At 54.9% G+C, this 15,669-nt stretch carries 15 protein-coding genes; 1 reads left to right on the top strand and 14 read right to left on the bottom strand.

Annotation, left to right across the window (positions count from 1 at the left end):
* Positions 1 to 7: 7 nt before the first annotated feature.
* From PEL8287_RS10075 to PEL8287_RS10025, 11 genes are all read right to left on the bottom strand, one after another.
* On the bottom strand, positions 8 to 865 hold the full coding sequence (locus PEL8287_RS10075; protein ID WP_085892245.1) for a tetratricopeptide repeat protein: 858 nt from the start codon (positions 863 to 865) through the stop codon (positions 8 to 10).
* 30 nt (positions 866 to 895) lie between these two features.
* Positions 896 to 1,447, bottom strand: a complete 552-nt coding sequence (locus tag PEL8287_RS10070; RefSeq protein ID WP_085892244.1) for a tetratricopeptide repeat protein — start codon at positions 1,445 to 1,447, stop codon at positions 896 to 898.
* 16 nt (positions 1,448 to 1,463) lie between these two features.
* A complete protein-coding gene (locus PEL8287_RS10065; protein WP_085892243.1) occupies positions 1,464 to 2,447 on the bottom strand; it encodes a type II secretion system F family protein in 984 nt (327 codons plus the stop codon).
* 13 nt (positions 2,448 to 2,460) lie between these two features.
* A complete protein-coding gene (locus PEL8287_RS10060) occupies positions 2,461 to 3,429 on the bottom strand; it encodes a type II secretion system F family protein (protein ID WP_085892242.1) in 969 nt (322 codons plus the stop codon).
* Positions 3,430 to 3,434: 5 nt separating this feature from the next.
* Complete coding sequence (locus tag PEL8287_RS10055) at positions 3,435 to 4,886, bottom strand: TadA family conjugal transfer-associated ATPase (protein WP_085892241.1); 1,452 nt, start codon at positions 4,884 to 4,886, stop codon at positions 3,435 to 3,437.
* A gap of 13 nt (positions 4,887 to 4,899) precedes the next feature.
* Entirely contained in the window at positions 4,900 to 6,135 is a 1,236-nt protein-coding gene (locus PEL8287_RS10050) for a CpaE/TadZ family protein (RefSeq protein WP_085892240.1), read from the bottom strand.
* Positions 6,136 to 6,387: 252 nt separating this feature from the next.
* Entirely contained in the window at positions 6,388 to 7,044 is a 657-nt protein-coding gene (locus tag PEL8287_RS10045; protein ID WP_085892239.1) for an OmpA family protein, read from the bottom strand.
* 17 nt (positions 7,045 to 7,061) lie between these two features.
* Positions 7,062 to 8,483: a type II and III secretion system protein family protein gene (locus PEL8287_RS10040; RefSeq protein ID WP_085892238.1), complete on the bottom strand. Its 1,422-nt coding sequence runs from the start codon at positions 8,481 to 8,483 to the stop codon at positions 7,062 to 7,064.
* 195 nt (positions 8,484 to 8,678) lie between these two features.
* Entirely contained in the window at positions 8,679 to 9,548 is an 870-nt protein-coding gene (cpaB, locus tag PEL8287_RS10035; protein ID WP_085892237.1) for a Flp pilus assembly protein CpaB, read from the bottom strand.
* A 201-nt stretch (positions 9,549 to 9,749) separates the two neighbouring features.
* Entirely contained in the window at positions 9,750 to 9,935 is a 186-nt protein-coding gene (locus PEL8287_RS10030; RefSeq protein WP_085892236.1) for a Flp family type IVb pilin, read from the bottom strand.
* 180 nt (positions 9,936 to 10,115) lie between these two features.
* Positions 10,116 to 10,301: a Flp family type IVb pilin gene (locus tag PEL8287_RS10025; protein ID WP_085892235.1), complete on the bottom strand. Its 186-nt coding sequence runs from the start codon at positions 10,299 to 10,301 to the stop codon at positions 10,116 to 10,118.
* Positions 10,302 to 10,660: 359 nt separating this feature from the next.
* On the opposite strand from PEL8287_RS10025, the gene PEL8287_RS10020 reads away from it, so the two are divergent.
* Positions 10,661 to 11,473: a lytic transglycosylase domain-containing protein gene (locus tag PEL8287_RS10020; RefSeq protein ID WP_139837763.1), complete on the top strand. Its 813-nt coding sequence runs from the start codon at positions 10,661 to 10,663 to the stop codon at positions 11,471 to 11,473.
* A 148-nt stretch (positions 11,474 to 11,621) separates the two neighbouring features.
* On the opposite strand, the gene PEL8287_RS10015 is transcribed toward PEL8287_RS10020, so the two are convergent.
* The 3 genes from PEL8287_RS10015 to topA form a co-directional block, all read right to left on the bottom strand.
* Entirely contained in the window at positions 11,622 to 12,245 is a 624-nt protein-coding gene (locus PEL8287_RS10015; protein WP_085892234.1) for a 3-oxoacid CoA-transferase subunit B, read from the bottom strand.
* 12 nt (positions 12,246 to 12,257) lie between these two features.
* A complete protein-coding gene (locus PEL8287_RS10010; RefSeq protein WP_085892338.1) occupies positions 12,258 to 12,956 on the bottom strand; it encodes a CoA transferase subunit A in 699 nt (232 codons plus the stop codon).
* 114 nt (positions 12,957 to 13,070) lie between these two features.
* On the bottom strand, positions 13,071 to 15,593 hold the full coding sequence (gene topA / locus PEL8287_RS10005; RefSeq protein ID WP_085892233.1) for a type I DNA topoisomerase: 2,523 nt from the start codon (positions 15,591 to 15,593) through the stop codon (positions 13,071 to 13,073).
* Positions 15,594 to 15,669 lie beyond the last annotated feature (76 nt).

Here is a 15,669-nt window from a genome sequence, read left to right as displayed (position 1 = left end):
CCTTGGCCTAGTTGCTTACGTTTTCTTCAAGGGCCTGAAGGCTGCGTGCGGCGGCCTCAAAATGCTGGGGATGCGTATCAATTGCGTCACGCAACAGGCCTTTGCCGATAGCAGTATCACCCTGTTTGATTGCGGATAGCCCAAGCGAATAAAGAAGCTGTGCGCGTTCTGCCTGATCCATCGGGATTACAGGTAGAGAATATTTCTTTTGCGCGCCACGGGCCAGAACCAGATTGTTTTTCGCGGTAAACAACGAGCTGTCCTGTCGGATTGCGTCGACGAACAGCCGCTCGGCCCCGGGATAGTCGCCGCGGGTCAGTTTGGAATACCCCCAGTTGTTCATCACGCTGGCGGGTTTTGTTGTCAGGCCAACAGCGGTTTCATAAAAGCTGTCAGATTTTTTCCACTCCTGATTGCTGTCGGCGATCATTGCCTCAAGCCGGTAGCGCTTGAAGGTTTCGAACGTGGGGGGGATCTGATCCAGCGTCTGTTGGGCGCGGTCCCATTCGTTGTTGCGGATCAGGGCATCTGCCAGATCGACGCGATCTTCATCGGTTGCATCCTTATGTTCGGCAACCTTGGACCAGACGGTGACGGCCTCGGTATTGCGTTTGGCACGGATCAGGGATTTTCCCAGACCGCGCTGCAGGTCGATCCGGTCGGGTTTTTCATTGGTTGCGCGCTGAAAATAAGAGACCGCCTCGTTCGGGTCGGCCACTGTCAGCATCACATCATTAAGATTGGATTCATCCACCACGTTGACGTCCTGAAAGGCACGGTCAACATTGTTACCGGTAGATTCTTCACAGCCTGACAAAGCAAATGCGCCTGTCACGCACAGGGAAATAAGAATAGGGTGGCGCATTTTTTGCGTCCTTTTACTGCCTCAGCCTCATCATGGTATCGTGCGGATCAGATAGTCGCTGCTGCCCCGACGTACCAGTTTGTAGTCTTGTTCTTGTTTTTCTTCACCGTAATCGAAATTTTCGGATTTTGCGAGCGCTAAGCGTAAATTATCGCGAATTGCGTCACTTTCGCCATTATCCAGGGCGTAAGCCCTGCGGAAAACCTGTTCGGCTTCGGAGTTTTCGCCCTTTTCCATCAGCACAACGCCCAGATTGTTCCAGATTTCGGGGGATTTTTCGTCTTTGGAAACCGCTTTGCGAAGCAAGTGTTCAGCCTGACCGAGGCGCCCGAGGCCAAGGTTGGCACTGCCAAGTCCGGCCAGCACATCGGCGGTCAATCCGTGTGTAAGTGCGGCGCGCGAATAGGAGTCTATGGCAAGCTCATATTCACCAGCATTCATTAGGCGATGCCCGACAAGCAGGCCGTCTACGGCCTCGCCGCGGGTGGCAACACCGGGGGCATAAGGGTTGTCGGGTGCCTTGTCCTGACTGCAGGCAGTCAGGAACAGAACCAACACTGCAATTACCCCCGCCCGTGTCATTAAGCCTCGTGTTCTTTTATTGGCCGGCCATCGTGAAGAGTTTCATGATGCCCAGAACCGATGGGCCAACCAGAATGATCAGCAATGGCGGAACTGTAAGCATCATTGTTGCCAATGTCATCTTTGTGGGTAGCTTGTTGGCTTTTTCTTCGGCCCGCATGACACGTTTGTCACGCATTTCACCAGCATAAACCCGTAGCGCATCTGCGACAGAGGTGCCGAAGGTCTGGGACTGGATCAGAACCGTAACAAAGCTTGAGATATCCTGAACGCCACAACGCTCGGCCATTTCGCCAAGAACCGAAGGTTTGTCGCGACCGGCCTTGATCTGATGGGCAACGATTTCGAATTCGTCCGCCAGCGAGGGATAAGAGGCGCGCATTTCCTTGGATACCCGGATGATCGACTGATCCATCGACTGGCCAGCCTCGACGCAGACCAACATCATATCAAGGCTGTCGGGAAAGCCATTTGTGATTTCATCCTGACGTGTTTGTTGCCGTTTGGTGATCCAGTATTTTGGCAACATGTACCCCGCCAGACCAGGCCCCAGAATATACATCAGGGTTTGGGTCGTGGTTGTTTCCTTACCAGATTGGAACAGGATGAAGTAAAGCACACCAAGAACGAGGAACCCGATACCCAACGCAAATTGTGCAAAGTGGAAATACCGAACCGCGTCACGGTTGCGATAACCGGCCTGCATCAGCGTGAGGCGCATCTGTGAAAGCTGTTTTTCATCCTGGGGTTCCAGGAAGTTCGCATATCTGTCCAGCTTTTCGTTCCGGGTGCCTGAACGAAGACGCTTCTTGGTCTCTTCCTCAGGTTTTCCGGTGCGCGTGGCTTTCTTGAGTTTATCTAGGGGGTCCTGGCTTTGCTTGATCAAAATCGGGATTGTGATCAGCACAAGCAGAACACCCAGGGTGCCCACCGCAATCAGGGGGCCGAAGGGCCCAAGTGCGCCCGTCAGAATATCTTGGATCTGAGTCAGGATTTCCATTTTAAGTTCCTCTTCAGACTTGGATGTTCACAAGCGCGCGCATGACGATAAGGTTCAGCGTCAGGAAGGCACCTACAACCAGACAGGCGGGTATGAAATACGGGTGAAGCATGGCTTCGTCATAATAATCGGGTTTGAGCAACTGGATGCCGACAAGCGCCATCAATGGGAAACCGGACAGAAACTTGCCGGACCACTTGGCCTCGGCGGTGATTGCCTTGACCCGGCGAAACAGGCGGAACCGCGAACGGATCACCTTGGCCAGACCATCCAGGATCTCGGCAAGGTTCCCGCCTGATTGCTGCTGAATTGTCACGGCGACGGCCAAAAACCGCAAATCCTGCATGTCCAGGCGTTCTGCCATATCCTTGAGCGCCTCGCCTGTGTCTCGGCCATAGGCGCTTTCGTCAGCGATAATGCCAAACTCAGTCGCCAACGGGTCACCGACTTCGGTTGCGACGATTGCGATCGCAGATGAGAACGGATGCCCCACCCTGAGTGAGCGAACCATAAGTTCGATTGCATCGGGCAGTTGCTCTTCCAGCATGCCCATCCGCTTGTTGGCTTTCATATTGATCCAGGTGAAAACACCGCCGACGCCCATGACAACAGAGACCAGAGCCCTGACAGGAACACTGGTAGCGGTGCCAACCGACAAGCCAATAAACGCAAGAAAGCTTACACCGACCATGATCAGCATCAGCTGCTTAGGTGTAAAGGCGATGGCGGCTTTCTGGGCCTTGGTTGACAGAATCGAATAAAGCGGAATTTTGCGCGACTTCAGGTGTTGCTGCATTTCCTTGCGCAGCTTTTCCATCACTTCTTCGCGGTCGCCGGTCTTGTCCAGCATTTCCAAGCGACGGTTGACGCGATTGTTCAGACTGATAGAGCGCCCGAAAACCGTCAGGTAGAGACCCTCCACAAGCACCAAAACGCCGATGAAGATTAAGCCATAGATAATCGGTTCTGCACTGATTGACATCTGCGTTACTCCGCGGCGATGGGTTCAAATATGCTGGGGGGCAGATCGTAGCCCCACAGACGGAAACGTTCGGAAAAGTTGGACCGGACACCGGTTCCGGTGAAATGGCCGATGATCTTGTTGTCCGGGGACAGGCCCACGCGCTGGAATCGAAAGATTTCCTGCATCGAGATGACATCGCCCTCCATCCCGGTCACTTCTGTGATCGACGTCATCCGGCGTGATCCATCCTGAAGGCGGCTGGCCTGTACGATGAGGTTTACCGCTGAAGCGATCTGGGAACGGACGGCTTTGAGCGGCATTTCGATACCAGCCATGGCCACCATGTTTTCAAGACGGCTGATGCCGTCGCGCGGGTTGTTGGCGTGGATTGTTGTCATCGAGCCGTCGTGGCCGGTGTTCATGGCCTGCAGCATGTCGATCACTTCTTCGCCGCGCGTTTCGCCGACGATAATCCGGTCCGGGCGCATCCGCAGGGCGTTTTTCAGACAATCGCGCGGGGAAACTTCGCCCTTGCCTTCCACGTTGGGCGGGCGGCTTTCCATGCGGCCCACGTGGGTTTGTTGCAGTTGAAGTTCCGCCGTATCCTCGATCGTCAGGATACGTTCTGAGTTGTCGATGAAGCCGGACAACGCATTCAGCGTGGTGGTTTTACCTGAGCCGGTACCGCCCGAGACGATGATATTCAGCCGCGTGGCCACTGCGGCCTGAAGATAGGCGGCCATTTCCTCGTTGAAGGCGCCGAACCTGACCAGGTCGTCAATGCCCAGCTTGTCCTTTTTGAATTTCCGGATGGACACCAGGCTGCCATCCACGGCAACCGGGGGCACCATCGCGTTGAATCGCGAGCCGTCGGCAAGACGGGCGTCAACATAGGGGTTTGATTCGTCGACCCGGCGACCCACGGCCGAAACGATTTTGTCGATGATCCTCAACAGGTGCTTTTCATCCTTGAAAACCACATCGCTCATTTCCAGTTTGCCGTCTCGTTCAACAAAGATCTGATGCGGGCCGTTGACCAGAATATCGTTGACCGTGTCGTCCTTGAGCAGCGTTTCTAACGGACCAAGACCTTTGACCTCGTCGTACAGTTCTTGTGTCAGGGTGGTACGGTCTTCGCGGTTGAGGACGATACCGCGCTCTTCCAGCACCTCACCGGCGATTGAACTGATTTCGGCGCGAAGATCAGATTCAGTGGCGGTATCAAGCGCGGAAAGATTGAGATTGTCGAGCAGCGAACGGTGCAGTTCGAGTTTGATTTCCCCCAAACGCTCCTTGCGCTTGCGTTCTTTGTCCATCGGAACGGCCTTGGCGGCAGAGACTTGCTCGGGGCGGCGCAAAGACGGTTTTACTGCGACAACAGCCTCGACCGGCTTGGTGGCGGGCTGCTCGTCCAGCTTTGCGGGCCGGGCTGATTTCGCGGACGCCGCGTTTGGTTTTTTGTAGCGTGAGAACATCTGATTTTACCTTTTAAGCAGCTTCTGCTTCGCTTTTTCCAAGTTCGTGCAACGACGCGGCCAGTTTGGCGATTTCCTTGCGCAGCGGATTCTTGGCGGCTGATGAAGCCAGGGGTTGACCATGGTCTGAACTTTGGCAAATTGCCCGGCCACCATCGGGAAGTTGAACTTCAATCCCGATCTCAAGGCTTTCCGACAGGCGCTTTACGCGGGATTTCCCGTTCAGATCGGTGAATTTCGGGGCACGGTTCAGACAGAAACGGAGTTTCTCAACCGGTAATTCCTCGGCCCTGAGAGCGCGCTTCAGGCGCAGGGCGTTCTGTGCGGACCGCATATCCAGTTCGAGCGTCGTGAAATAAATCTGTGATGTGACCAGTACTGTTTCGGTCCATTGCACAAGGGTGTTCGGCATGTCGATGATAACATAGTCAAATTCGGCGCGGGCCAGCTCGATCACCTTTTTCACGTCTTCGGGGGTGATCATGTCAAGCGGCAGGATGTCGGGCGGAGATGTCAGGACCCAAAGCTTGTCCTCGAAGGTAACCAGAGCCTGCCGGAAGATATCCTCGTCCATAGAATCGGTGTCGGACCACATTTCATAAACGACTTCGCGCCGCGGCAGATCAAGATATGTTGAAACCGATCCGAATTGCAGATTGAAATCCATCAGGCACACACGGGGCGAATCTTTTTTGTCGACGGTCGCAAGTTCCCAGGCAAGGTTCACTGCAAGGGTGGTTGCCCCTGTTCCCCCAGCCAGGGCATGGACGCCCAACACAACGCCATCAGCGTTTGTCTTTGCCGCGCCATATTGTGGCTGAGCCGCCACGGGCGGAACTTCGACTGTCTTGAGGCGCTCGATTGCCGCCTCAAGTTCATTTTCGGGCAAGGGGTAGGGCACAAATTCGTCCGCGCCCTGGCGCAGCAGTTGGTGCAGAGCGGCGGGGCTGACATCTTCGGCAATCAGAATTACCTTGATGTTCTTGCTATTGGCCAGCGAGATGATCTCGCCCAGCATAACAAGGTCATCTTCGTCGGTTTCGTCAATTGCAACGGCGACAAATTCGAGAGATGCGGCCTCGGGCTGGTTGAGAAAAGCAAGCGCTTCTGAAAACCCAAGATCCCCCCAGTTTTCACCAAGGGCGGTTTCCATATCTTCAATGAGAAGGTCAAAGTTCTGAACATCACGGCTGATGGTACAAGCAATGATCGGGCTTGGTTCTGGTTGTTTCATTGTGCTGCTCGTCATCTCTCTACTGGTCCTATTCTGCTGTCGCCCTACGTCGGACACCAAGATTCGCCGAATGCGCATGCCCTGTCCGGTGTACGGCGCCCCTAACATGTGAGGGAACCACTCATGCTACGGTAAGACTGTCCCCCATAACTTTGGCAACATTTAGACCAAAAGATCGCAATTGTTCGATTATGGTGAACAAAAAAAACCCGCCAAAGGGCGGGTTTCAGGTGGCCCGGCAAACAGCCGGACAGGGAGATAACGGTATCAGTTCGATTCGCTCGCAGAACCTTCTTTGACAATTATCAAATCAGATGCCGGTTTCGCGCTTTCGATATATTCACGATAGACAACCTCGGCGTATTTGCCGTCCATGACCATGGGGTGGGACTTTATAAATCCTGAAACTTCGGTCACGGTGCGGCGATTGCGCCGCTCGCGTCCTTGAGTGACAATCAGTGGTTGGGTTTCTCCAAAGGAAACAAGGGCTTCAAGCCGGGATCGACTGATACCCTGTGTGCTCAGATAAGCCACAACAGCCTGGGCACGGCGCAGGCCAAGGCGTTTGTTATAGCCTTCGGACCCAACCGCGTCGGTGTGACCGTAAACCTTGAAACGCACTTCGGGGAACTGACGTATCCAGGTGGCCTGGGTGCGAAGTGTATCGCGGGCTGTTTCATCCAGTTGAGCCGAATTAAACGCAAAGTTCACTGTGCTTAACACTTCATCCGAGAAGCGGTTCGACAGATCGTGGACGTATCCCCGCTCACCTGTCATGACCAGCTGGTTGTTCATGTTGGCGTTACCGAAATTGCCGCCATCCACCAAAGAACCTGCTTCGCTAAAGTAAGAGCGATAGACCTCGCCTTGTTGTGAGCAGGCAGTCAGTGCAACAATTCCTGCCGTTGCTAGAAGATGTTTCATGTTCCGCTGCCTTCCCATCAATCCATCACATAGCCGTAAGAGCCGCTGAAATCCTGTTTGGCCACTTCACCAACGACGCCACCTTTGGAGCGTACTGATTTGGCGACGCGACCGTTAAGAAACAGATCTTTTTCAGTCGGAAGCTTGACCCGATCCGTTGGCAGGGCAAAGGCCTCGCCGCGTGTTGGCGAAACAAGATGCGCTGTCACGATGATAACAAGTTCGGTTTGTGACCGCTGGTAATCCGCACTGCGGAACAGCGCGCCAAGGATCGGAATGTCACCCAACCACGGAACCTGACCGTTATTGTCGCGAAAATCGTCCTGAAGAAGGCCGGCAATTGCAAAGCTTTCACCATCGCGCAGAGAAACCGTTGTAGACGTTTCACGCCGGCGGAAAGCATCAATTTGAAACCCGTCTGCTTGAATTCCGTTTGTCGGATCCAGAGAGGAGACAGCCGCCCCCATCTCCAGGTTAATCACGCCGTCATCAACAACACGCGGAACAAAGTTGAGTTCCACACCGAACGGTTTGAATTCGATGGTAGTCGTGTCGTTATCCTGTGCCACCGGGACAGGATATTCGCCACCTGCCAGAAAATTCGCTTCCTGGCCTGAAAGAGCGGTCAGGTTTGGTTCAGCCAGAGTGCGAACAACCCCTTTGGTTTCAAGGGCTTCCAGAAGAATACCCACCTCGACCGAGCCGACGTCAAACCCAAAGGAGATTGCGCCGTTGTTGTTGTTCACATTGGGTACCGCACCGCTTAGAACGCCCAGAATACCACCTTGAGTAACAGAGGTGTTCGTACCACCGATTGCACCCAGACTGTTACCGGAGCGCCCGTCGATCGCAAGCGACGTAGACAGCGCTTTTGAAACATTGCGTTGCATTTCAGCAAAGCGGACCTTCAGCATGACCTGCTGATTGCCCGACACCGACATCAGGTTTGAAACCCGCTCGGGGGCATAGCGTTCGGCAAGATCCAAAGCGCGTTGCAGGCGCGATGAACTGGAGACCGTACCGGAAAGAACGATACCGTCATTCGCAGAACGTACCTCGATCTTTTCACCGGGAAGGATCTGACGCAGACGTTCTTTGAACTCTGAAACATCGGCGGTTACGTGAACCTCGACGTTAGTGATCAGACGCCCGTTGCCATCCAGAAGGGTTAATGTCGTACGCCCCGGAGTTTTCCCCAGAACATAGATTGTCCGATCTGAAAGAGTCGAGAAATCAGCGATAGCAGGGTTCGCGATACTGAGTTCCGCAAAGGGGACGTCACTTTCGACGACAACCGCGCGGTTCATCGAAACATTCAGATCCCGATTTGAGCCTTTTTGGACAACGCGCAGGTTTTCCGCCTGCACAGACGTCGCAAGTGGCCCAACAGATACTGCCAGCCCAAGAAGGGCGGCTTTTACAAAGCCTAAATTTTTCATGTGACCTGCCTTTCCGATCACGCCTCATTTTTGGGTCTTATCGCCCGTGTTTCGAAATACTCTGCGTCAATTCCAAATTTTTTTCAAGAATCAATGATATTATTCTTTTTTTAGTTGCCGTTGTGGCGAAATAGCTGCGTTAAAAACAAAAAGGGCGCCCCAAAAGAGCGCCCTTTTATAACGGAATTGAGTTTTTTAGTTGGTGCAGGGGATCATGCTGACGACCAACTCGGCACCGCGCCGGGTGCGCACAGAACAGACTTCTTTTTCAGGGGCTTTCTCGGCAACGATGTCTTCGGTGATGCCCAGAAGGCTGCGTTGGTCAACTTCGATTACTTCTGCAATCGTGTCATCCATTGCGCCAACCAGGGACAACGCCAGGCGACCTGTTGCCTGGGCCTGCGCCAAAGCAGCAACCTGTTGCGGGCGAACAGCAACTGTCACAGTGCGTGCGATCGAAGCCTGAGTGCGCTCGCCACCCGATATCTGGTCAACCGCAATCAGCTTGATTCCGGTATCGATCAGCTTTGTTACGTCACCTGTTGAATTGCCTTCGGTGCGAACACCTTCGCCCCCGATTTTACCAGTCCAGTATACATCGACATAGTCGCCCGGGCGCAAGAAGCCGGAAACACCACTGGACACGTCAACCTTGATTGCAAAGGCACGCATGCCGCGCGACAGTTGCGATGTCAGGCCAGCGTCTTCACCGGGGTTGGTCACCTTGACGGCAAGAACGGCTTCGTTCTTTTCCATGGTCCGCAGGACGGTACGGGGTTCATCTTCACCTTCGGGGAACAGTTCCTCGTAGGTTTTATACACGCCTTCGGGCAAAGAGTTTTTGGGGAATGCGGTTAAACGGACGTCTGCTTTCAATAGCGTCTCTCCGTATGCCAAACTGCGTTCGGCGACATACACGTCGACCGTTTCAATCGCGGGTTCGCGCTGCGATCGTTCGAGCGCCAATTGCGCCTGATATCCCTGGATATAGTTCTTGGCCATGTAGACGGCAAAACCAGCCAGTCCCAGCCCCAATACCAGCACAAGTCCAAATACCAATCGCATGGTCGTTCCCCTTTCACGGTTCTCAGCTCTTGTCGGCAATCCATTTTGCCGAAGCGTCAATTTTAAGAAGTAGCGTCAGATTGTGGCGAAATTCGGGTTTCAGCGGACTATTTTTGAGACCAGAACTGCAGTGGTATGAACATGTCTGACGATTCAAATTCGCACTGTGTCGCTGAATGCCGCGTTGGCAGTTCAGGCGCTTTATTCGACGCCGGTCGTTGTTTTCGCCAGATCTGAACTGATTGTTGATGCGGCTTTTGACACCCCAAGGCGGGTCTGTTGTACGCCAACGGTCGCAAGGCCTACGATAGCGGCTGTCAGGACAACCCAGTCAACTGTGACCGCACCGTCTTCGTTCTGTATGAAATTCTGGATATAGTTTTTCATGCTTCTTCTCGTCACGGTCTAAAATGTGGACTTGGAAGCCTGAGTAACCACTCGGGGATCCAGGCAGCTATCAATCTTCAGGCTAAAAGGAAGCCTTATTTGAACTGATAACAGGGAACTTAGGTAAAATGGCCGCATGCCGGAGGCATACGGCCATTTTTAAGCGCTGAAGCGGTAGGTTTATTCTACGCCAGTTGTGGTGGCGCCAACATCTTTCGAGATGGTGCTTGCCAGTGTGCCAACGCCTTTTTTGACGGTGGTTACACCGGCAATGCCCAGGCCAACAACGGCTGCGGTCAGAACGACCCAGTCTACTGTTACGGCACCGTCTTCGTCTTTTGCGAAATTCTTGATAAATTTGATCATGGTTTGGTCCCTCCAAAGGATCAGTTGCTCAGGTTACAACCGTTTAGCAGTAGTTGGGCCGTCTCTCTGTTTTGGCCCGCTGCCTTTGCGGTATGTAGCTATATAGCCAGCCAATTCAGGCAGGAATTGGGCGCGATTCGAGCCTTTTTTGTGAAGATTAATTTTTTTGCGGGGCGGTTATCTAAGTGATTGAAAAGTAATATTTTATTTCTTAAAAAAAGTACTTTGCGTTGGCGAAAAACCGCTTTTTACGCGATTTCGCCGCGCCAAATGGTTTCCCGATTCAATACAATGCTAGCTATAAAACGCTACTTTTGCGATAGTAGTCCTAAAGCGAAAGAGGCAGAGCAGAGCCACTCATGAAAATCGGCATTACACTGGCTTTTTGCCTTTCGATAACCTTGCCGACGGTGTCAAAAGCCGGTGATCCGGCCCCTTTTCCCGAATTTACCTTTAAAAAAAGTAAACCACCCAAGGCTGGCACCCGCAAACTGATAACGGTTCAGATCGAGCCCAAGGCCGAGTCGGCCCAGGATGTGGCCAAGGATACCGAAGAGGTGCCGGTTGCCCCCGTTGTGGCAAGCTATGACTGGTTCTGGCAAAAGGTGTCGCCCGACCTGACCGATGACACCGCCGCGCGGATGCGCCTTGCCATGGATAGTCTGGGCAAGGCACCTGCAGGTCGTAGCGTTCCGCAGCCGCGGTTGCAGATCCTGCAGACCATAGTGCGCGCCGAGGGCACAACCATTCTGCGTTCAACAATCGGTACAAGGGTTTCACCTGCGCTGGTGCTGGCCGTTATCGCGGTCGAGTCAGGCGGACGCGTCGAAGCCGTCAGCAGCAAGGGTGCCCAAGGGCTGATGCAGCTTATGCCTGACACGGCGAAGCGCTTTGGCGTCACCGACAGCCTGTCATCGGGTGAGAACATCAAAGGTGGTGTGGCATATCTGGATTGGCTGCTGAACGAGTTTGATGGCGATGCGGTGATGGCGCTGGCCGGATATAACGCCGGTGAGAATGCGGTGAAAAAACACAAAGGCGTGCCGCCCTACGCGGAAACCCGTGATTACGTGCCCAAAGTGCTGGCGGCTTTCGAGGTGGCCAAGGGGCTGTGCAAAACACGGCCGGAACTGATCACCGACGCCTGTGCTTTGACCCTTGCCATGAACTGAAAAGGGCGGTGCAAAAACACCGCCCGTAACATACAGTTTATATACACCCTATATATAAGGTGTCGCTTCGCCGTTTCTCCGACAGTTAAATTTGCCGGAAAAACCGCGTTGTCCTGACATCTGTCTTTCTTTCGGGCCACCGAAAAAATCAGACAATTGTTGCCTCGGTTGCAGCGCGCAATTCGTCGCGGGTGACGCCCTCGGCGCATTCCACGATATGCAGGCCCTTGTGGGTGACATCCAGCACGCCCAGGTTGGTGATGATCCGGTCGACCACGCCTTTTCCCGTCAGCGGCAGGGTGCATTGTCTGAGGACTTTGCTTTCACCATGTTTGTTGGTGTGATCCATAACCACCACCACGCGGCCGACACCGGCGACCAGATCCATCGCGCCGCCCATGCCTTTGACCAGCTTGCCGGGGATCATCCAGTTGGCCAGATCGCCGTTTTCGGCCACTTCCATCGCGCCGAGGATCGCCATGGCGATCTTGCCGCCGCGGATCATGCCGAAGGACGTGGCGGAATCAAAATATGAAGTTTCGGGCAATTCGGTGATGGTTTGCTTGCCCGCATTGATCAGATCGGGGTCTTCGGTGCCTTCAACCGGGAAAGGGCCCATGCCCAGCATGCCGTTTTCCGATTGCAGCACCACCTCGACCCCTTTGGGGATGAAATTGGGCACCAGGGTCGGAATGCCGATGCCCAGGTTTACATATGTGCCGTCTTCCAGTTCCTGTGCCGCACGGGCAGCCATTTGGTTGCGATCCCACATTTTGCCGTCTCCTTATGCTGCCGGGCGCGTCGTGCGCTGTTCAATACGTTTTTCGTGCTTGCCCTGTATCAGGCGGTGCACATAGATGCCGGGCAGGTGGATCGCATCGGGATCAAGGCTGCCGGTGGGTACAATTTCTTCGACTTCGGCGATGCAGATCCTGCCGCACATCGCGGCAGGCGGATTGAAATTGCGCGAGGTCTTGCGGAAGATCATGTTGCCGGTTTCATCCGCTTTCCAGCCTTTGACGATGCTGAGATCGGCAAATATGCCTTCCTCAAGAATATAGGTCTCGCCGTTAAAGTCTTTATGCTCCTTGCCCTCGGCTATCACGGTGCCGACACCTGTCTTGGTGTAAAAGCCGGGGATCCCACAGCCGCCCGCGCGCATCCGCTCGGCCAGAGTGCCCTGCGGGTTGAATTCCAGTTCCAGTTCACCGGACAGGTACTGACGCATGAATTCAGCATTTTCGCCGACATACGAACTCATCATTTTCCTGACCTGTTTGCTTTGCAGCAGAATGCCGATGCCAAAATCATCAACGCCGGCGTTGTTGCTGGCAAAGGTCAGGTCCTTCGTGCCCGCCTCTTTGATCGCCTGCAGCAAAAGTTCGGGAATGCCGCAGAGGCCAAAACCCCCGGCGGCGATCAGCATACCGTCCTGCAGCACGCCATCCAGCGCTTCGGCTGCATTTGCATAGACCTTTTTCATCATGGAAACCCTCTTGAAGCCCGTTTGCCCCGATATGCGGCGGGTTGCGGGTGAGAGTCAACGTGAACCGGCCAAGTTGCGGCGGTGCCAGGCATTACGGCGAATGACCTGCGGTTATTTCTTGGCCGCGGCCTTTTTCTTTGTCGGGGCTTTACGCCCCTTGCCTTTTTTCGAGGCCTTTTCGGCAATCAGTTCCACAGCCATTTCCATGGTTACATCTGTGGGCTCGGTTCCTTTCGGAATCGTGGCGTTAACCTTTTCCCATTTCACGTAGGGGCCATAGCGGCCGTCCATGATATTGACCGGGCCGCCCGACTCGGGGTGTTCGCCCAGCTCTTTCAGCGGTTTGGCAGCCGCGCCGCGCCCTGCACCCCGCGACGCGGCCTTTTTGGCAAGTTCTTCGACCGCGCGATTCATACCGATGGTAAAGACGTCTTCCACATCCTTGAGATTGGCGTAAAGCCGGTCATGTTTCACAAACGGGCCATAGCGGCCGATGCCGGCCTCGACCATCACGCCGTCCTCGGGATGAGGGCCGATCTCGCGCGGGAGATTGAGCAGCTTGAGGGCTTTTTCAAGGTCCATGTCGTCAGGGGCCCAGCCTTTGGGCAGGCTGGCACGCGGGGGTTTCTTGTTTTCTTCGGTTACCTCGCCGCGTTGCACATAAGGGCCAAAGCGACCCGAGCGCAGGCTGATGTCATCGCCATTGTCTTCGCCCAGAACCCTGTCGCCTCCCTCGGCGGATTCTCCGCCGATGGGTCGGGTATAGCGGCATTCGGGATAGTTGCCGCAGCCCACAAAACCGCCGGACTTCGATGTTTTGAGGTGAAGCTTACCTTCGCCACAAAGCGGGCAGGTACGCGGATCACTGCCGTCTTCGCGTGGCGGATAAAGCGTGGGGGCAAGCGCATCATCCAGCACACTCAGCACTTCTGTAATGCGCAACTCGGATGTTTCCGCTATGGCGGCCGAAAAATCGCGCCAGAAACGGGCCAGTACCTGTTTGTAGTCGGCTTCACCCGCGCTGACACGGTCAAGCTCTTCCTCAAGGTTGGCGGTGAATTCATAGCCCACGTATTTGCGGAAGAAATTCAGCAGGAAGATCGTGACGATCCGCCCCTTGTCTTCGGGGAAAAGGCGGTTCTTGTCCTTGCGGACATATTCGCGGTCCTGAATTGTGGTGATCACGCTGGCATAGGTTGAGGGCCGTCCGATTCCCAGCTCTTCCATTTTCTTGACCAGCGTCGCCTCGGTGTAGCGCGGCGGGGGCTGGGTAAAATGTTGTTCCGGGCTGACATTGCGCTTGTCGGCCTTTTCGCCCTGCATGATCTGGGGCAGGCGGTTGTCGTCGTCATCCACGACAGCATCATCACGGCCTTCTTCGTAGACTTTCATGAAACCGTCGAACAGCACGACCTGGCCGGTGGCGCGCAGCCCGACCTGGCCATCGGCGCTGCCGATGTCGACAGTGGTGCGTTCCAGACGGGCGGCCTCCATCTGGCAGGCCAGAGTGCGTTTCCAGATCAGATCATAAAGCTTGCGCTGATCGGTCTCGGTGATTTTAAGCTGGGCTGCATCGCGCGCCATGTCGGTGGGGCGGATACATTCGTGGGCTTCCTGCGCATTCTTGGCCTTGTTCTTGTACATTCGCGGGCTGGAAGGAACATAGGCGTCACCGTAACGCTCTTTTATGGCATCACGGGCGGCCATGACCGCCTCGGGCGCCATATCAATCCCGTCCGTCCGCATATAAGTAATGTACCCGGCCTCGTACAGGCGCTGTGCGGTTGACATGCACTGCCGCGCGCCCATGCCAAATTTACGGCTGGCCTCTTGTTGCAGGGTCGATGTCATGAACGGCGCCGAAGGGTTGCGGCTGGCCGGTTTGGCTTCAACCGAGGTTATGGTCAGATCCCGCGAGGCGACAGCCTGTACAGCCAGTTCGGCCTGCGTGGCGTTTTCGATATCGAATTTATCCAGCTTTTTGCCAGCCAGAACGGTTAAACGCGCCTCGTACTCCTGCCCGCGGGGCGTGCCCAGCAGGGCCTTGACTGACCAGTATTCGCGGGCGTTGAACGCTTCGATTTCCATCTCGCGCTCGACAATAAGACGCAGGCAAACCGACTGTACCCGGCCCGCCGACTTGGCGCCGGGCAGTTTGCGCCACAGGACCGGCGACAGGTTGAAGCCGACAAGATAATCCAGTGCCCGGCGGGCAAGATAAGCCTCGACCAGTGGCGCGTCGACCTGCCGGGGGTTTTTCATGGCCTCGGTCACGGCGGATTTGGTGATCGCGTTGAAAACCACGCGGCTGACGGGCGTGTTTTTATTGATTGCCTTGCGCTTGCGCAGGGTCTCTTCGAGGTGCCAGCTGATCGCTTCGCCTTCGCGATCGGGGTCGGTGGCGAGGATCAGTGCATTATCGTCTTTCAGAGCGTCAGCGATGGCCTTGACGTGCTTGCGGCTGTCATACCCGACCTCCCATTTCATTTCGAAATCGTGTTCGGTATCGACCGATCCGTCTTTCGGTGGCAGGTCACGGACGTGGCCATATGAGGCCAGAACCGTATAGTCGGAGCCCAAATACTTGTTGATTGTCTTGGCTTTAGCCGGGGATTCGACAACGACAACGGGCATGGAAACTCCTTTCGACTCGGGACGAGACTTATGGCGGCGGACCATGTGGGGTGGCAAGGGGAATTGTCAATGCGGC

Source organism: Roseovarius litorisediminis (assembly GCF_900172295.1).
GTDB classification, from domain to species: domain Bacteria; phylum Pseudomonadota; class Alphaproteobacteria; order Rhodobacterales; family Rhodobacteraceae; genus Roseovarius; species Roseovarius litorisediminis.
The sequence above is the reverse complement of the archived record's forward strand: the minus strand, read 5'-3'. Positions and strand labels throughout refer to the sequence as shown.